Source organism: Nocardia jinanensis (assembly GCF_014645735.1).
GTDB classification, from domain to species: Bacteria; Actinomycetota; Actinomycetes; order Mycobacteriales; family Mycobacteriaceae; genus Nocardia; species Nocardia jinanensis.
Genome location: NZ_BMMH01000007.1, coordinates 347587 through 361734 on the forward strand (window position 1 = coordinate 347587; position 14148 = coordinate 361734).

The 14148-nt window shown below is 67.9% G+C and carries 14 protein-coding genes and 1 tRNA gene; 11 read left to right on the forward strand and 4 right to left on the reverse strand.

The window, feature by feature from the left end:
- Window positions 1-6: 6 nt before the first annotated feature.
- From IEY68_RS19100 to IEY68_RS19140, 9 genes are all read left to right on the forward strand, one after another.
- Complete coding sequence (locus tag IEY68_RS19100; RefSeq protein WP_058853801.1) at window positions 7-795, forward strand: helix-turn-helix domain-containing protein; 789 nt, start codon at window positions 7-9, stop codon at window positions 793-795.
- A gap of 155 nt (window positions 796-950) precedes the next feature.
- Window positions 951-2021 (forward strand): ABC transporter substrate-binding protein, encoded by a 1071-nt coding sequence (locus IEY68_RS19105; protein ID WP_189094369.1) that lies wholly within the window; start codon window positions 951-953, stop codon window positions 2019-2021.
- Window positions 2002-3096, forward strand: a complete 1095-nt coding sequence (locus IEY68_RS19110; RefSeq protein ID WP_058853714.1) for a FecCD family ABC transporter permease — start codon at window positions 2002-2004, stop codon at window positions 3094-3096. The genes IEY68_RS19105 and IEY68_RS19110 overlap by 20 nt, the downstream gene beginning before the upstream one ends.
- A complete protein-coding gene (locus tag IEY68_RS19115; RefSeq protein WP_058853803.1) occupies window positions 3083-3838 on the forward strand; it encodes an ABC transporter ATP-binding protein in 756 nt (251 codons plus the stop codon). The genes IEY68_RS19110 and IEY68_RS19115 overlap by 14 nt, the downstream gene beginning before the upstream one ends.
- The gene (locus IEY68_RS19120) at window positions 3835-4458 is read left to right on the forward strand and encodes a hypothetical protein (protein ID WP_058853715.1); all 624 of its coding nucleotides are present in this window, start codon (window positions 3835-3837) and stop codon (window positions 4456-4458) included. Before IEY68_RS19115 ends, IEY68_RS19120 begins: the two co-directional genes overlap by 4 nt.
- Entirely contained in the window at window positions 4448-5101 is a 654-nt protein-coding gene (locus IEY68_RS19125) for a hypothetical protein (RefSeq protein WP_229718862.1), read from the forward strand. Before IEY68_RS19120 ends, IEY68_RS19125 begins: the two co-directional genes overlap by 11 nt.
- Complete coding sequence (locus IEY68_RS19130) at window positions 5095-5598, forward strand: hypothetical protein (RefSeq protein ID WP_058853717.1); 504 nt, start codon at window positions 5095-5097, stop codon at window positions 5596-5598. The genes IEY68_RS19125 and IEY68_RS19130 overlap by 7 nt, the downstream gene beginning before the upstream one ends.
- Before the next feature lie 120 nt (window positions 5599-5718).
- A complete protein-coding gene (locus tag IEY68_RS19135) occupies window positions 5719-6090 on the forward strand; it encodes a VOC family protein (protein WP_058853718.1) in 372 nt (123 codons plus the stop codon).
- Window positions 6087-7403: a cryptochrome/photolyase family protein gene (locus IEY68_RS19140; protein WP_058853719.1), complete on the forward strand. Its 1317-nt coding sequence runs from the start codon at window positions 6087-6089 to the stop codon at window positions 7401-7403. Before IEY68_RS19135 ends, IEY68_RS19140 begins: the two co-directional genes overlap by 4 nt.
- A 51-nt stretch (window positions 7404-7454) precedes the next feature.
- On the opposite strand, the gene IEY68_RS19145 is transcribed toward IEY68_RS19140, so the two are convergent.
- A complete protein-coding gene (locus IEY68_RS19145) occupies window positions 7455-8546 on the reverse strand; it encodes a DoxX family membrane protein (protein WP_062998664.1) in 1092 nt (363 codons plus the stop codon).
- A 486-nt stretch (window positions 8547-9032) separates the two neighbouring features.
- Between IEY68_RS19145 and IEY68_RS19150 the strand changes: the two genes are divergently transcribed.
- Complete coding sequence (locus IEY68_RS19150) at window positions 9033-10001, forward strand: Acg family FMN-binding oxidoreductase (RefSeq protein WP_058853720.1); 969 nt, start codon at window positions 9033-9035, stop codon at window positions 9999-10001.
- A gap of 34 nt (window positions 10002-10035) precedes the next feature.
- On the opposite strand, the gene IEY68_RS19155 is transcribed toward IEY68_RS19150, so the two are convergent.
- Window positions 10036-10962, reverse strand: coding sequence for a D-isomer specific 2-hydroxyacid dehydrogenase family protein (locus tag IEY68_RS19155; RefSeq protein WP_058853721.1), 927 nt, complete (start codon window positions 10960-10962; stop codon window positions 10036-10038).
- A gap of 133 nt (window positions 10963-11095) precedes the next feature.
- Window positions 11096-11911, reverse strand: a complete 816-nt coding sequence (locus tag IEY68_RS19160) for an SDR family oxidoreductase (protein WP_058853722.1) — start codon at window positions 11909-11911, stop codon at window positions 11096-11098.
- Between the two features lie 165 nt (window positions 11912-12076).
- Between IEY68_RS19160 and IEY68_RS19165 the strand changes: the two genes are divergently transcribed.
- Window positions 12077-12161, forward strand: a tRNA-Leu gene (locus tag IEY68_RS19165).
- Here the strand turns inward: IEY68_RS19165 and IEY68_RS19170 are convergent.
- Window positions 12126-13850 (reverse strand): recombinase family protein, encoded by a 1725-nt coding sequence (locus tag IEY68_RS19170; protein WP_082681174.1) that lies wholly within the window; start codon window positions 13848-13850, stop codon window positions 12126-12128. The two genes, IEY68_RS19165 and IEY68_RS19170, sit on opposite strands and share 36 nt — an antisense overlap.
- Window positions 13851-14148 lie beyond the last annotated feature (298 nt).

Consider the following 14148-nt stretch of genomic DNA (forward strand, 5'->3'; position numbering starts at 1 on the left):
GCACCGATGACGAGGGCAGGGACGCGGACCGATTTCGCCGCGCAGTTGAAGCAGTGGCGGCTGCGGTGCCGGGTCAGTCAGCTCGATCTGGCGATCCGGGCCGGGACTACCCAGCGGTATCTGAGCTTTCTCGAGCAGGGACGATCCCTGCCGGGACGGGTCATGGTGGTGCGGCTGGCCGAATCGCTGGACCTGCCACTGCGCGAGCGCAACGGGCTGCTGCTGGCCGCCGGATACGCGCCGGTGTTCCCCGAATCCCCGCTCGATGCGGCGGAGCTGGCCCCGGCCCGCTCGGCGTTGCGTGGCATTCTCGCCGGACATATGCCCTATCCGGCGGTGGTCGTGCAGCCGTACGGCGTCCTGGTCGCCGCGAACGACGCTTTCGGACTGCTCACCGAGGGCGCGGCGCCCTGGTTGCTGCGGCCACCGCTCAACGTCCTGCGGTTGGCGCTGCATCCGGAGGGGCTGGCTCCGCGAGTGGTCAATCTCGCGGAGTGGGGGCGGCATATCACCGAGGGTCTGCGGAACAGGGTGGATCGCAGGCCGGACCCGGTGGCGGAGGATCTGATCGCCGAACTCGAAAGTTATCTACCGCCACCGGATCTCGGCCCCGATCATCTCGGGTTCGCGGTACCGCTGCGACTTCGCAACGCCGCGGGCGAGTTACGCCTGATCACCATGATCTCCGCGTTCGCCACCGCCGTCGACGTAACTCTCGCCGAACTGCATCTGGAAGCTTTCCTTCCCGCCGACGAGGCGACCGCCCGAATCCTGCGCGAACGCGCTGATAAGTGAGGTGCCCCCGATTCACACCAGTTTAAAAGGTAAGGCTAACCTGAATCCGGTTTGTACGATTCAGAGGCAGGACGGTAGAGCGCATGGCATCGAATATGCAGCGTGCACGGCGATGGAAGCGGAGCTTGCCGCCACGGCGATGGATGGTCGCCGGCATGATCGGGGCCCTCGCGCTGACCGCCGGGTGCTCGACCCGGGAAGCGCGGACCGAGGACGCGGCCACTACCGGCGCGCTGTCCATCGTGGATCAGCGCGGCGAAACCGTCGCACTGGACGGGCCGGCGGCCAAGGTGGCGTTCACCGTGATGCCGGCGCCGTCGATCTTCGCCGCCGTCGACCGCGGCTACGACCGCATCGTCGGCATCAACCAGTCCACGCTGGCGGCCAACAAGGGCGGGATGTTCGCGACCATGTTCCCCGAATCGGCCGAATCGGCCGTGGTCGCGGGTAACGACTTCGTACCCAATGTGGAGACCCTGCTACAACTCGACCCGGATGTCGTGGTGCAGTGGGGCGACCGCGGACCCGATGTCACCGCGCCGATCGAGGCGGCGGGCTTCCCGGTCGTGGGCCTGAAGTACGGCACCCAGGACGATCTCGAACAGTGGATCACCCTGTTCGCACAGATCGCGGGCAAACCCGAGCGCGGACAGGAACTGGTCGACTGGCAGCACACCGAGCAGTCCGAGATGCGCGCACAGGTGGCGGCGCAGCAGGTGCCGCGGCCGAAAGCGATGATCCTGTCCCGGGCCGGTGACACCTACAGCACCACCAGCCCGAAGGGTTATGACGGCTTCCAGTTCGACCTCGTCGGCGCGGATCTGGTGACCAAGGGTTTCGTCTCCGATGCCGGGCAGGTGAGCCCCGAGCAGATCCTGGCCTGGAATCCCGAGGTCATCATGCTCAGCGGATTCGATGAGAGCACCCCCGCCGATATCTACGCCGATCCGCGTCTGGCCAGCGTCAGCGCGGTGCAGAACAAGCGGGTCTACAAAACCCCGCTCGGCGGCTACCGCTGGCAGGTACCCAGCGCCGAATCGCCGCTGATGTGGCAGTGGATGCACCAGATCCTGTACCCGGGTGCGCGCGACGGGAAGTTCCGCGACGAGATCCGGGCCGCGTTCGACGATCTGTTCGCCTACCGCATCTCCGACGAGGAGATCGATCAGGTGCTGCGTTTCGACCTGAACCAGGACGCCGCGGGTTATGACCAGTTCCGCCGCTGACACGGTCGCGGTCGCGGCGCCGGAAGTTCCGGCGCCGCGCCGCGCGCGCTTCGATCGCCGGCTGCTGGCGATTCCGGGATTCTTCCTCCTGCTGCTGGTCGTTTCGATCGCCGCGCTGGCGGTGGGGCGCTACACCGTTCCGCCGAACGAGATCGTGCGAATTCTGCTGGGGCAGATCTTCCCGCTCGAACAGACGTGGTATCCGCAGGAGAGCACCGTGGTACTCGATGTGCGGCTGCCGCGGGTCCTGCTGGCGGTCCTGCTCGGCGCCGGGCTCGCGCTCACCGGCGCGGTGATGCAGGCCGTGTTCCGCAATCCACTGGCCAGCGCCCAGGTACTGGGAGTGTCCTCGGGCGCGTCTTTCGGCGGCGTGCTGATCCTGCTCGCCGGCTTCGGCGGTGCGGCACTGGTCGGCGGAGCCTTCCTCGGCGGGGTCCTGGCACTGGTGCTGGTGGTCACGATCGCCCGGGCGGTGCCCGGGGCGCCGCTGCTGATGATCATTCTCGGCGGCACGGTGGTGGGTGCGATGTTCCAGGCGATGGTCTCGTTCATCACCTATATCGCCGATCCCTACAGCGAACTGCCCTCGATCGTCTTCTGGCTCATGGGCTCGCTGGCGACCGCGAGCTACACCAAGGTGCTGACCGCGGCGATCCCGATCGTCACGGCGGGCGTGGTGGTACTCGCGCTGCGCTGGCGGCTCAACATCCTCGCCATGGGCGACGAGGATGCCACCGCGCTGGGACTGAAACCCGCACGTCTGCGCAATTTCCTGCTGCTCTGCGTCGCGCTGATCACCGCGGGCTCGGTATCGGTGGCGGGGGTGATCGGCTGGGTAGGGCTGGTCGTACCGCATCTGGTGCGCATGCTGGTCGGTACGGACAACCGGATAGTGCTGCCCGTCAGCGCACTACTCGGCGCCACCTATCTCACCGTGATCGATACGCTTTCACGCACCCTGAGTACGGCCGAGATCCCGATCGGCATCCTCACCGCCATCATCGGCGCCCCCTTCTTCGTGGTGCTGTTGATCCGCAATCGTTCCCGCCTGTGGGGTGCCGATGCTCGAGGCTAGGTCACTGTGTTTCCGCTATTCCGCCAAAGGGCCGTGGATCTTCCGCGATGTATCGGTGCGCGCCCGCGCGGGCGAAGTGCTCGCCGTGCTCGGACCGAACGCGCGCGGTAAGACCACCATGCTCAAATGCCTGTCGGGTCTCACGCGGCCGGTCTCCGGATCGGTCGAGGTTTCCGGCGGGGTGGGCTATGTCCCGCAGAGCCATTCGGTGGTGTTCTCGTTCTCGGTCCTCGATATCGTGCTCATGGGCCGGGCCCGCACGGTGAAGATCTACAGCACTCCGACGGCCGTCGATCGCGCGGCGTCCCGGGAAGCGCTGCGCCGGGTGGGTGTGTCATATCTGGCCGATCGCGACTACACCGGGCTCAGCGGCGGCGAGCGTCAGCTCGTACTCATCGCCCGCGCGCTGGTCTCCGAATGCGCCACCATCGTCCTGGACGAACCCGCGGCCGCCCTGGACCTGCGCAACCAGGCACAGGTGCTGACCGTGCTCCGCGGACTGGCCGACGAGGGGATGGCGGTCGTCATGACCACCCATCACCCCGATCACGCGCTGCACGTAGCGGAACGGTCCATGCTGATGGTGGCCCCGGACGATCAGCGCATCGGCCCGACTCGTGAACTGCTCACCGGCGCACTGCTGTCGGAGATGTACGGCGTACCGATCGTGACCGCCGATATCGAGACACCCAGTGCGATACGGCGGCTGACCGTCCCCGATTTCGGGCGGGGGATCGGATGACGGTCCTGAAAGCGGTGATGGCGCCGCGAAATGGAGAGGTCGCCGGTGGTTTCCGCGAGATCGACGTGTACGACCTGCCGGGGGAGTGCACCGCCGGGGTCACCGGTCTCTACCTGACCGGTGACGTGGACCAGGAATACCTGACCGAACAGCGACCACTGCTCGACGCGTTCGTCGCACGCGGCGGGCGGGTCGTGGTGAACGGCCATGTGCAGCGGCTCTTCCTCGAAGGTCTGACGAAATGGCGCAAACTCGAATACCGCGACCCGGGCGACCTCGCGTTGACGCGGGTGACCGAACACCCGGTCTGGGCCGGGACCGATCCCCGTTCGTTCCTCTACAACACCGGCACCCGCGGTCCGGTCCCGTTCGCGGAACTGGAACGGATCGGAGTCGCCGGGTTCTACGGTCGCGGCTGCTACCCGGACCTGCCGGAGAGCGCCCGGATCGTGCACACTATCGGCCGCACCCGCGCCCCGATCGACTACGACTATCCGCTGGGCACGGGCCGGGTGCTGGTACACGGTGGTAACGACCTGTTGCAGTTCGCCACCGCCGACCGCGGTACCGCCCGGCTGCACACCCAGCTCGTGCGCTGGCTGGAGGCCGATGATGAATGACCCCACCCCGGCCACCGGGATCGCTTTCCTGCACGGCGGCAGCCACGCCCAGCTGGCCACCCTCGCCGATCCCGCGCTGGCGCCCTACCGGATCCGCCCGGTACACGTGCGGACCGGAGCTCTGGACGAACTCACCGAGGCCGCGGTGATCGTGGTTTCCGACCGATTGCGGCCCGACCTGCTGCGCCGCTGGACGGGCACTGTCCTGGCCGGTCTGGAACGCGGTGCGACAGTCCTCGTATGCGGCGAGAACGACTCCGGGCAGTGGCTGCCCGGAGTCCGGGAACAGGTCCGGCCCACCGTTTTCTGGTGGTGGCGAACCGGCGAGGATCACCGGCTGCGGAAACTCGCCCTCGATCATCCCGCGTGGGAGTTCTTCTCCGACCGGTCGGTGATCTGGCACTACCACGGTGTGCTGGAACCGCCGGCGGGCGCGGTGAGCCTGGTCGACCTGCACACCGAAGCAGGCACCCGCGACGGCTCGATCCTCTACCTGGACGAAACCTCCACCGCGGGAAAGCTGCTCGTGACCACGATGGATCCGGTGTACCACCACGGATCCGGATTCATGCCCGGTGCCACCCAACTGCTCTATTCGGCGCTGCACTGGGCCACCAGGAACAGAGAGAAGAAGACATGCTGACCGTTCTCGAAGCCGGTACTCCGATCGATTTCTCGTTCGCCGACCTGATGAAGTATCACGGCCCCGAATTCCCGGGCGGGGTCGCGCATGCTTACTGCGCGATGCGCCACGCTGTGTCGCTACTCGGCGCGGTCGAGCGGCGGGAGGTCACGGTCCGCACCGCGTTCCCCGGTCCGGGCGGGCGGGACGCGGTGGAGATGGTGTTGCGCGCGGTCACCGGTGACCGGTTCACCGTGGATCCCGGCCTCGCGGCCGCCCAGCGCGGCCCCGTGCTCGCCCGCTACGTATGGGAATTCACCCATGGCGAGCGCACCATCGCGCTACAACTGCGCGACGCGGGCTTCGTCACCACCGAGTTCATCGAGCTCGGCGCGCGACGCGATCGTGACCCGGCCGAGAACGCCCGGTTGACCGTGCTGAAGCAGGAGATGACCGACCGGCTGCTCGCGGGCGCCGTCGGCGAGGTCTACGAGGCGGTGCCCCCTCCGACGCGCTGACGCGCCTACCCTCCGGGCTCGGGCCACCGCCCTACACTCGGCGCGCACGGCACCCGGGTTTTCCCGGTGTGCGTCCGGGTACGCGTACACCGTTGTCACGTTCGGAAGGAGGGCCGATCCATGGTGGCCGACGGCGTAGAGGGATTGCGGACAGTGGTGCTGGACTGCCCGGATCCGTGGAAACTGTCCGAGTTCTATCTGGGATTGCTCGGCGGGGAGGTAGTACAGGAGGAGAGCGACGACACCTGGGTGGCCATGGTCGACCCACAGGGTCGCCGCCTCGCGTTCCAGTTGTCGCCGGAGTACGAACCACCGCGGTTCCCGGACCCGGCCGGTTCGCAGCAGCTCCACCTGGATGTGCTGGTCCGTGACGTGGAGGTCGCCGAACCGGCCGTCCTGGCGCTGGGCGCCACGTTCGTGCAAGCGCATGAGGCATTCCGGGTGTACACCGATCCGGTGGGACACACCTTCTGCCTGGTCTGGTTCGCGTGACCACGGCGGCGGTCGCTCTGTTCACCCGCGACCTGCGGGTACGGGACAATCCGGTGCTCAGCGCGGCGCATCGGGAAGCCGATACGGTGGCCCCGCTCTTCGTTCTCGACGAGGCCATCCTGTCCGGCGGCGCGTGCCCACCCAACCGCGCGCATTTCCTGGCGGCCGCCCTGGGTGAACTCGACGACGAACTCCGCGAACTCGGTGGCCGGCTCATCGTCCGCGCCGGGGATGTCGCCGAGGAGGTGGCGCGGGTGGCGGCGGCCGCTGATGCGGCCGTCGTCCATATCGCCGCGGACTTCAGCGCCTACAGCCGCGAGCGTGAGCAGCGAGTGCGCGACCGTCTGGCCCGCGACGGCCGCGAGCTGCGGGTGCACAGCGCCTCGCTCACCGTCGTCGAACCGGGCGATCTGCTCCCGGCCGGTCGCGACCACTTCGCGGTCTTCACGCCCTATCTGCGGCAGTGGACCGACGCCCGGCGCCGGACCCCGCTGCGCGCGCCACGTCACCTCGAACTGCCGCGGATTCCGGCCGGATCGCTTCCGGAGCCGGGCGATATCGGTGCCGGGGAACCGTCACCGGAGCTGTCCGTCGGTGGGGAGACGACGGGGCGGAAGATACTGCGGGACTGGATTTCCCACAATATGGCCGATTACGCGCACGGCGGCGACGACCTGGCCGCGGACAGCACCTCCAGGCTCTCGCCGTATCTGCATTTCGGCTGTCTGTCGCCCGCCGAGGTGGTTCGCCGGGCCGGCGATTCCACCGAGGGCGCGGCGGCGTTCGTCCGGCAGCTGGCGTGGCGGGATTTCCACCACCAGGTCCTGGCCGCCCGGCCCGACGCCGCCTGGGCGGACTACCGTGACCGTGGAATCCGCTGGCGGGAAGACGAGCAGGCGGTCGAAGCCTGGCGCGCGGGACGGACAGGTCTGCCGATCGTCGACGCCGGAATGCGGCAGTTGCGCGCACAGGGCTGGATGCACAATCGGGCCCGCCTGATCACCGCGAGTTTCCTCGCCAAATCGCTGCGCGTGGACTGGCGAATCGGCGCCCGGCACTTCCGGTACTGGCTGGTCGACGCGGATATCGCGAACAACCAGCTGAACTGGCAGTGGGTCGCGGGAACCGGGAACGACACCCGCCCGAACCGCGTGCTCAATCCGCTGCGTCAGGCCGAACGCTACGACCCGCACGGCGACTATGTGCGCCGCTGGGTACCCGAACTCGCCGAGATCGAAGGCCGGGCGATCCACCGGCCGTGGCGGCTACAGGTCGACTATCCGGCGCCGATCCTCGAATTCCCCGGTATGTGATGCGACGCTGCCCGGGCGGTGCGCCCGGGCAGCGTCGGATTCGCGGTGTGCTCAGCGGAAGATGGATTTCCTACTCTTGGCCTTGGCTCGCTTGGCCTTGGCTTTTGCCTTGGTCTTCGCCAGCTCGGCACGCTGCGCCTTCGCGGAGGCGGAGAGCTCGACACCGCGATGTTTGGTGTAATCGGCGAGCCCGGCCGCGCGATGCTTGGCCGCCTCCGCCCATTCGGGGCCGCGGTGCTGCGCGGTCTCGGCGAGTTCGTTGCTGCGGTGTTTGGTGTAGTCGGCGAGTTCCGCGGCGCGGATCTTGGCCGCTTCGGCCCATTCGGGGCCGCGGTGCTGCGCGGTTCCGGCGAGTTCGTTGCTGCGGTGTTTGGTGTAGTCGGCGAGTTCCGCGGCGCGGATCTTGGCCGCTTCGGCCCATTCCGGACCGCGGTGCTGCGCGGTCTCGGCCAATTCCGCACCCCGGTGCTTGGCGATATCGGCCCAATCGGCACTCCGCTGTTTCGCGGCTTCCGCCCACACCGGGCCGCGCTGCTGGGCTGTTTCGGCCAGCTCCGCACCCCGGCTCGCCGCGGTACTCGCCAGACCCCGGCCCCTCTCGCCGGCCTGGTGCAACTGGTGTCGCACGGCCTCACCGGTACCACCGCGGCCGGACGAACCGACCGGGAGCGCACCGCCGACCGTATCGGCGGCGCGGCGGGCGGCCCGGCGTCCACGCCACCCCAGGGAGGGCTTGCCGGCGGTATCGGAGGCGGCGATCATCAGGCCGCCCAGCAGGCTTACATCCTTGAGGAACGCCGTCCGCTTGGCCGCCCGGCGCTCCGGGTCGTTCTCAGCCCAGAAATTCTGCTCGGTGACCGTCGCCGGAACCACCGTCGCGGCCAGCGCCAGCGCCGCGGGCCGCGGCGCCTTGCCCAGCGCCAGCAGCGCACCCCCGGCGATCTGCACCGCCGCGGTGACCCGCACCAGCGTGCTGGGATCTTCGGGCAGATTGCCCGCGATATCGGAGGGCAGCGTCTCCTTCCCCTTGTGGACCAGAGTCGATGCTTCCTTCACCCGGGATTCCGGATGCATCAGTGTTTCGACTCCGTTGACGACGAACGCACTCGCCAGTAGGGGGCGGGCAAGCCGGCGTAGCAGCATGGTGTGCATCCCTTTCCTCGGTGTATCGCATCTGTCACAGCTGGTCACCAGGGCTAGTAGGCCAGAGTACTGCCGATCTACCCGGCATCCGGCGCGGGAAACAGCACCGGACCGTTCGTGTCCGCTCGAGCCCGGGTAGCAGGGCACGGCGAACATCTGGTAACGGTCCGATAATGTGTGGAACATCACAAAAATTCGCCGTGTGAATCTCTCTCGACTGGCAGGATCCGGATCGCCGCGCTCAGTGCAGGATTCGGTCCGCGCGGGCGATCACTACTCGGATACCTTCCGGCAAATCCGGCTGCCGCGGGTGCCGCGAGAGCCGCGAAATGTCTATCCTCGGGTCGCGGTAGATCCACCACCGCGGGCATGCGGCATCGTCGCTGCCAGAGCCGCGGTGGGGTAATAGGCGTGCCCGCGTGGCCGCCCGGCGATCGCGTAGCAGTGAAATCTGCACGTCGCCCGTAACCGGAAGGACGCAATACAATGCCCTGCGCGACCCCGGATCGTGAGATCACCGATACTGCCCTCGGCCTGGCAGTTCGAGCGCCGTCCGTCCACAACACCCAGCCCTGGCGGTGGCGGCCCACCGCCACCGGTATCCAACTCCTCGCCGATACCGGCCGTCAGCTGACGGTCACCGACCCCTACCAGCGCTCGCTCGTCGTCAGCTGTGGCGCCGCGCTGCACCATATGCGCGCCGCGCTGGGCGCGCTCGGCTGGGCCTCCGTCGTGGACTACTGCCCCGACCCGCGCGACCCGGACCACCTCGCCACCATTCACACCACCCGCCGGCCGCCCGGCGACGCGCAGATCGATCTGGCCGCCGCCATCCTGCTGCGCCGCACCGACCGGCGTCACTACCTGCCCAGACCGGTCCCGGCCCGCCATCTCCGGTCGCTGGCCGCGCAGGTATCGGCCTGCGGCGCCGCCGTCCGGCAGGTCCCGGAAACGTTGCTGCCACGCCTGGCCGCACCCATGCGGCACGTGGTCGCCGCGCACGCCGCCGACCAGCGATACCAGGAGGAGATCGCCCGCTGGAGCGGACATCACCGGATCAGCGACGGTGTGCCGTCGCGGAACGCTCCCGCGGCACGCCCGGCGGGCGAGATCCCGGTGCGCGCCTTCGCGGACCCGACCCTGCTCGATCCGGTGGACCAGCCCGACGCCGCCCAGTGGCTCGTCGTCGGCACCACCCGCGACGACCGGCGGGCACAGTTGCGGGCGGGGGAGGCCACCAGTGCGCTCCTGCTCACCGCGACCGGTCTGGGTTTGGCCACCAGCGTGCAGACCGAACCCCTCGGTGTGCTGGATACCCGACAGGAGATCCGGACCGGTCTGCTCCACGACTGCGCGTACCCGCAGTCCATGGTCCGGGTCGGCTGGAGCTCCCGCACCGCAGCGCCACTCGCCGATACTCCGCGGCGTCCGATCGGCGAAGTCCTCGAGGTCTGACGGCGCCGCGCCCCGATAACCGTGGCGGTCCGGCTCAGTAGCCGCGTTCGATATCGACCGGTGACAGTAGCGTTTCCCCGGCGGCGAACCGTTCGACATTGGCCCGCACGTGCTCGGCGAGCAGGCTGGGCAGGCCGTTCGAGGGGTTCGCCAGATGCGGGGTGATCACCGCGTTGGGCAGCGACCACAGTGGGTGCCCCTCCGGAAGCGGCTCCGGATCCGTGACATCCAGTGCCGCGCCCCCGATGGTTTCCGCGCGCAACGCGCGCACCAGCGCATCGGTGTCGATCAGCGATCCCCGCGCGATGTTCACGATCCAGGCCGTCGGTTTCATCTGCGCCAGGGCGTCCGCATCGACGAGCTGCGCGGTTTCGGCCGTCGCCGGTGCCGCGATCACGAAATGATCCGCGCGCGCCCAGAGCTCGGCGTTACGGCTCGCGTCCACCGTTTCGGCGGCGCCCGGTACAGGCGTCCCGGACCTGGTGGATGCCAGCACCTCCGCACCGAACGCGGTGAACAGCGGGATCATGGCCCGCCCGATACCCCCGCAGCCGATGATCGCGACCGTCGCGCCGTGCAACGTCGCGACCCGCGTCTCGAACTCCGCCTTACGCCACGACGTCGCGCGCGCCTGCTCACCCAGTCCTCGCACCCCGGCCAGCAGCAGCAGCACCGCATGCTCGGCCACTCTCGGCGCGTAGGCCCCCGCCGCCGAGGTCCAGATCCGCCCGCCGTCGAGGATTCCCGCGGCGAACCACCGCTCGATCCCCGCGCTCGGCAACTGCACCCACCGCACCGCGTCCGGCAGCCGATCGGGGAACGTATCCGGCCCGCCTTTCCACACCACCGCCTCGGCTTCGTCCAGTGGCACCAACCGGCCACCGCCCGCCTCGATTCCCCGGCCCAGGGCCAGGTCGTGGTCCGGACCTAGATGAATTGCGGGAACTCTGGTGGGCGGCACAGTTCACTTCCGAGACGTCGGGGCTGGTGGCCGCATCATCATCCGCGAGTCCGGGCGTCGTCAACAATTGCCCTCACCCGTACCGAGACGCTGGACGAGAACCGGCCCACGTGCGAACACAAATACCGTGCACTCACCCGGTGGCCAGCGTCCGCACGCCCGCCACCGTCCCGCCGTCGACCAGCAGATCGATTCCCGCGATAAAACTCGCCGCCGGGTCCAACAGGAAAGCCGCCGCGTGCGCGATATCGTCCGGCGTCCCCAGCCGTCCGGTGGTCGAGGCATCGACCATCGCCCGCATCGCCGCCCCGGATTCGCCGTCCAACTCCTGCCGGCCCATCGGCGTCGAGATCACCCCCGGACTGATCGAATTGAGCCGCGCACCCCGCCGCCCCCACGCGACGGCCGCGGCCTGCACCCGCGCCACATTGCCCCTTTTGGCCACCGCGTAGGCGATACCCGGATGCGTGTCGTGGTCGAGGAACGGCAACGCCAGCAGCTCTCCGGCCGGAGTATGCGCCAGCGCCGCGACCTGATCGTCCGGCAGCGGCGCCAGATACGCCGACATACTCGCGATCACCACACCCGCCCCGCCCTCGGCGACCACCCCTTCGAAAGCATCCAGCACCAGCGCAGTCCCCAGCAGATCCACCTCCAGCACCGCCTTCGTCACGGCCTGTGTAGGCGAAACTCCCGCGGTATGAGCAATATGGGTAACCCGCCCCAGCTCGCCCGCGGCCTCGGCCAGCGCCGCCACCGACCCGGCATCGGACACATCGACCTGCCGTCCGACCACCTCATGCCCCTCGCCGGCCAGAAGCCGCGCCACCGAGTCCAGATTGCTCTCGTCGAAATCCGCGATCAGCAGCCGCCGTCCACCCCCGATCCGGCGCGCGATGGCCCGCCCCATCCCGCCGACTCCGATAACGACCGCGACATCCTGACCCACTTGGCGCTCCTCACCGCGACTGCACCGTTGCGCACCACAATCTACCGACGACCCGGAGCGACCGGACCGGAATTCGTCAGTGGCTGACAATTGTGTGGATATCCCCAGGTGGCACCCGCGATTTTGCCCCGGTGACACGATCCGATACTCTTGCTGAGCACACCGGTCCGGGTGGCGGAATGGCAGACGCGCTAGCTTGAGGTGCTAGTGCCCTTTATCGGGCGTGGGGGTTCAAGTCCCCCTCCGGACACGTACCATAACCCCACGGGATTTCTGTGGGGTTATTTTTATGCCCACTTCTCGCGCGCGGCCCGTGGCTGTGGGGGCGGGTGTCGATGTTGACTGCGGCCTGCACGATGCGTGTGTCCGGCTGGTAGGTGAGTTTCAGGCCCAGCCGCTGGTAGACGGCAGATTTATCGTCGGCGACAGCTTCGTCTAGTGCAGTGTGGATGTCGCCGAGCGTGCCGAGGAACTCCCGGATCTCCTCTTCTGCCATTCGCTGGGGCTGGCTGGGTATCGCGGGAACCCTGGCGAGTGCTTCTGCCTTCTGCGTTTGGATCTGGCTGGTCCAGGTGGCGATCATTTTCGGGTCGGCGCCTGCCTCGAGAGCTGCCCGGTAGCGGGCCAGCTTGGTGTCGCATTCGGCGACGACTCGTGTGGCTTCGGTGGTCGAGGGGTTGGGGGTGCTGTCGGTCTGGGATTTGTAGAGCGCCCGGACGGTTGTGTCGAGCCGGCCGGGTGTGAACAGGGTCGTGAGCCAGTGGTCCACGACCGGTAGCACCTCGTGTTCGGCCAGGTAGACGTTGCGCGGGTGGTCGACTTTGTTGGCCAGGGCGTATTCGTAGGGGAATCGGCACCGGTAGTAGGGGGCGTCGTGGTTCCAGTGTCCCTGCATGCGGCGGGCGCAGACGCCGCAGTACATCAGGCTGCGCAGGACATAGGTTCGGCGGACCCGGTTCCTCTCCCGGGTCTTGCGGGTCCGGCCGCCGCCGGCGAGTGTCGTTCGGGCGCGTTCGAAGGTATCGGTGTCGATCAGGGGTTCTTGGACGACCGATGCGGACCAGACCCAGCTGCCGGGGTCGTTCCATCGCATCTTGGTTGCGTGTCCGAGTGCGACATCTTCGACGTCGAGCAGTACCTCGTCTTTGCGTTGTTTGTTCCAGACCTGGCGGCCGGTGTAGCGGGGATTCGCCAGGATGGTGCGTACGGCGCCTTTGGACCAGGCGATGCCGCTGCGGTGCTGGTTTCGGGCGCGGTCGTGTGCTGATGGTGATTTGATCCGGTCGTTGGTCAGTGCTTCGGCGATGGCGAACAGGCCGCGGCCGTCGAGGTATTCGGTGAAGATGCGTTGCACGATGGGTGCGGTTTCAGGGTGGGGTTCGAGTTTGTGGAGCCGTTTCCCATCTGCGGCCTTGGCGGGGTTCGGATGTGGCCCGGCGTCGACGATTCGGTATCCGTAGGGTGGTCGTCCGCCGAGGAAGCGTCCTTCGACTTTGGCTTGTGCGGCCATGGCGGAGCGGACGCGGATCTTGATCCGGTTGCGTTCGCCTTTGGACATGCCGCCGAAGACCGACATGACCAGGTCGTGCGCTTCTGATTCCGGGTCTACCTGTCCGCCGACTTCGGGGACCCAGAGCTGGACGCCGTAGTGGACGAAGACCGGGAAGGTGAGCCCGTACTGATTGCCGTAGAACGCGCGTTGCGGTTCTCCGATCACGACCGCGTCGAATCCTCGATCGGGGTCCTTCAGCGCGTTCAGCAGGTGGTTCGCTTCGGGGCGGCGCTTCCAGGGGATCGACCGAGACTGTCCGATATCGAAATGCTCGGTGACGATATCTCCCTCGATCAGGGTTTGGGCGCGGGCCTTCTGCCAGTTGCGGGATGCTTCCGGGTCCTGCTGGTCTTCTGTGGAAACCCGGCCGTAGAACGCGAATCGCACTGCTAGGCAGCCTTTCTGTTCTCGTCCGTCTCATTGTGGACGGCGAGTCGTGAATGATGCACGTTCAGTAATAGCCGCAGTAGCGCCCTACCTACAGGCGGGGTGATGATCGGTGGAGCGTCAGGGAGCTCGACACTGATCGGGTCGTTTGCGTGGACCGACGCGTTGTGTTTGCTCTTCATGAAGTGCTCCACTTCTCCTCGTGGTGACAGCGCGCAAGGGCTACATCGAAAGGTGCGGAGTGCGCGGACGTGTCGCCGCGCGCGAGAGCCACGCAGGCGCGCGTAGGCACTGGCAG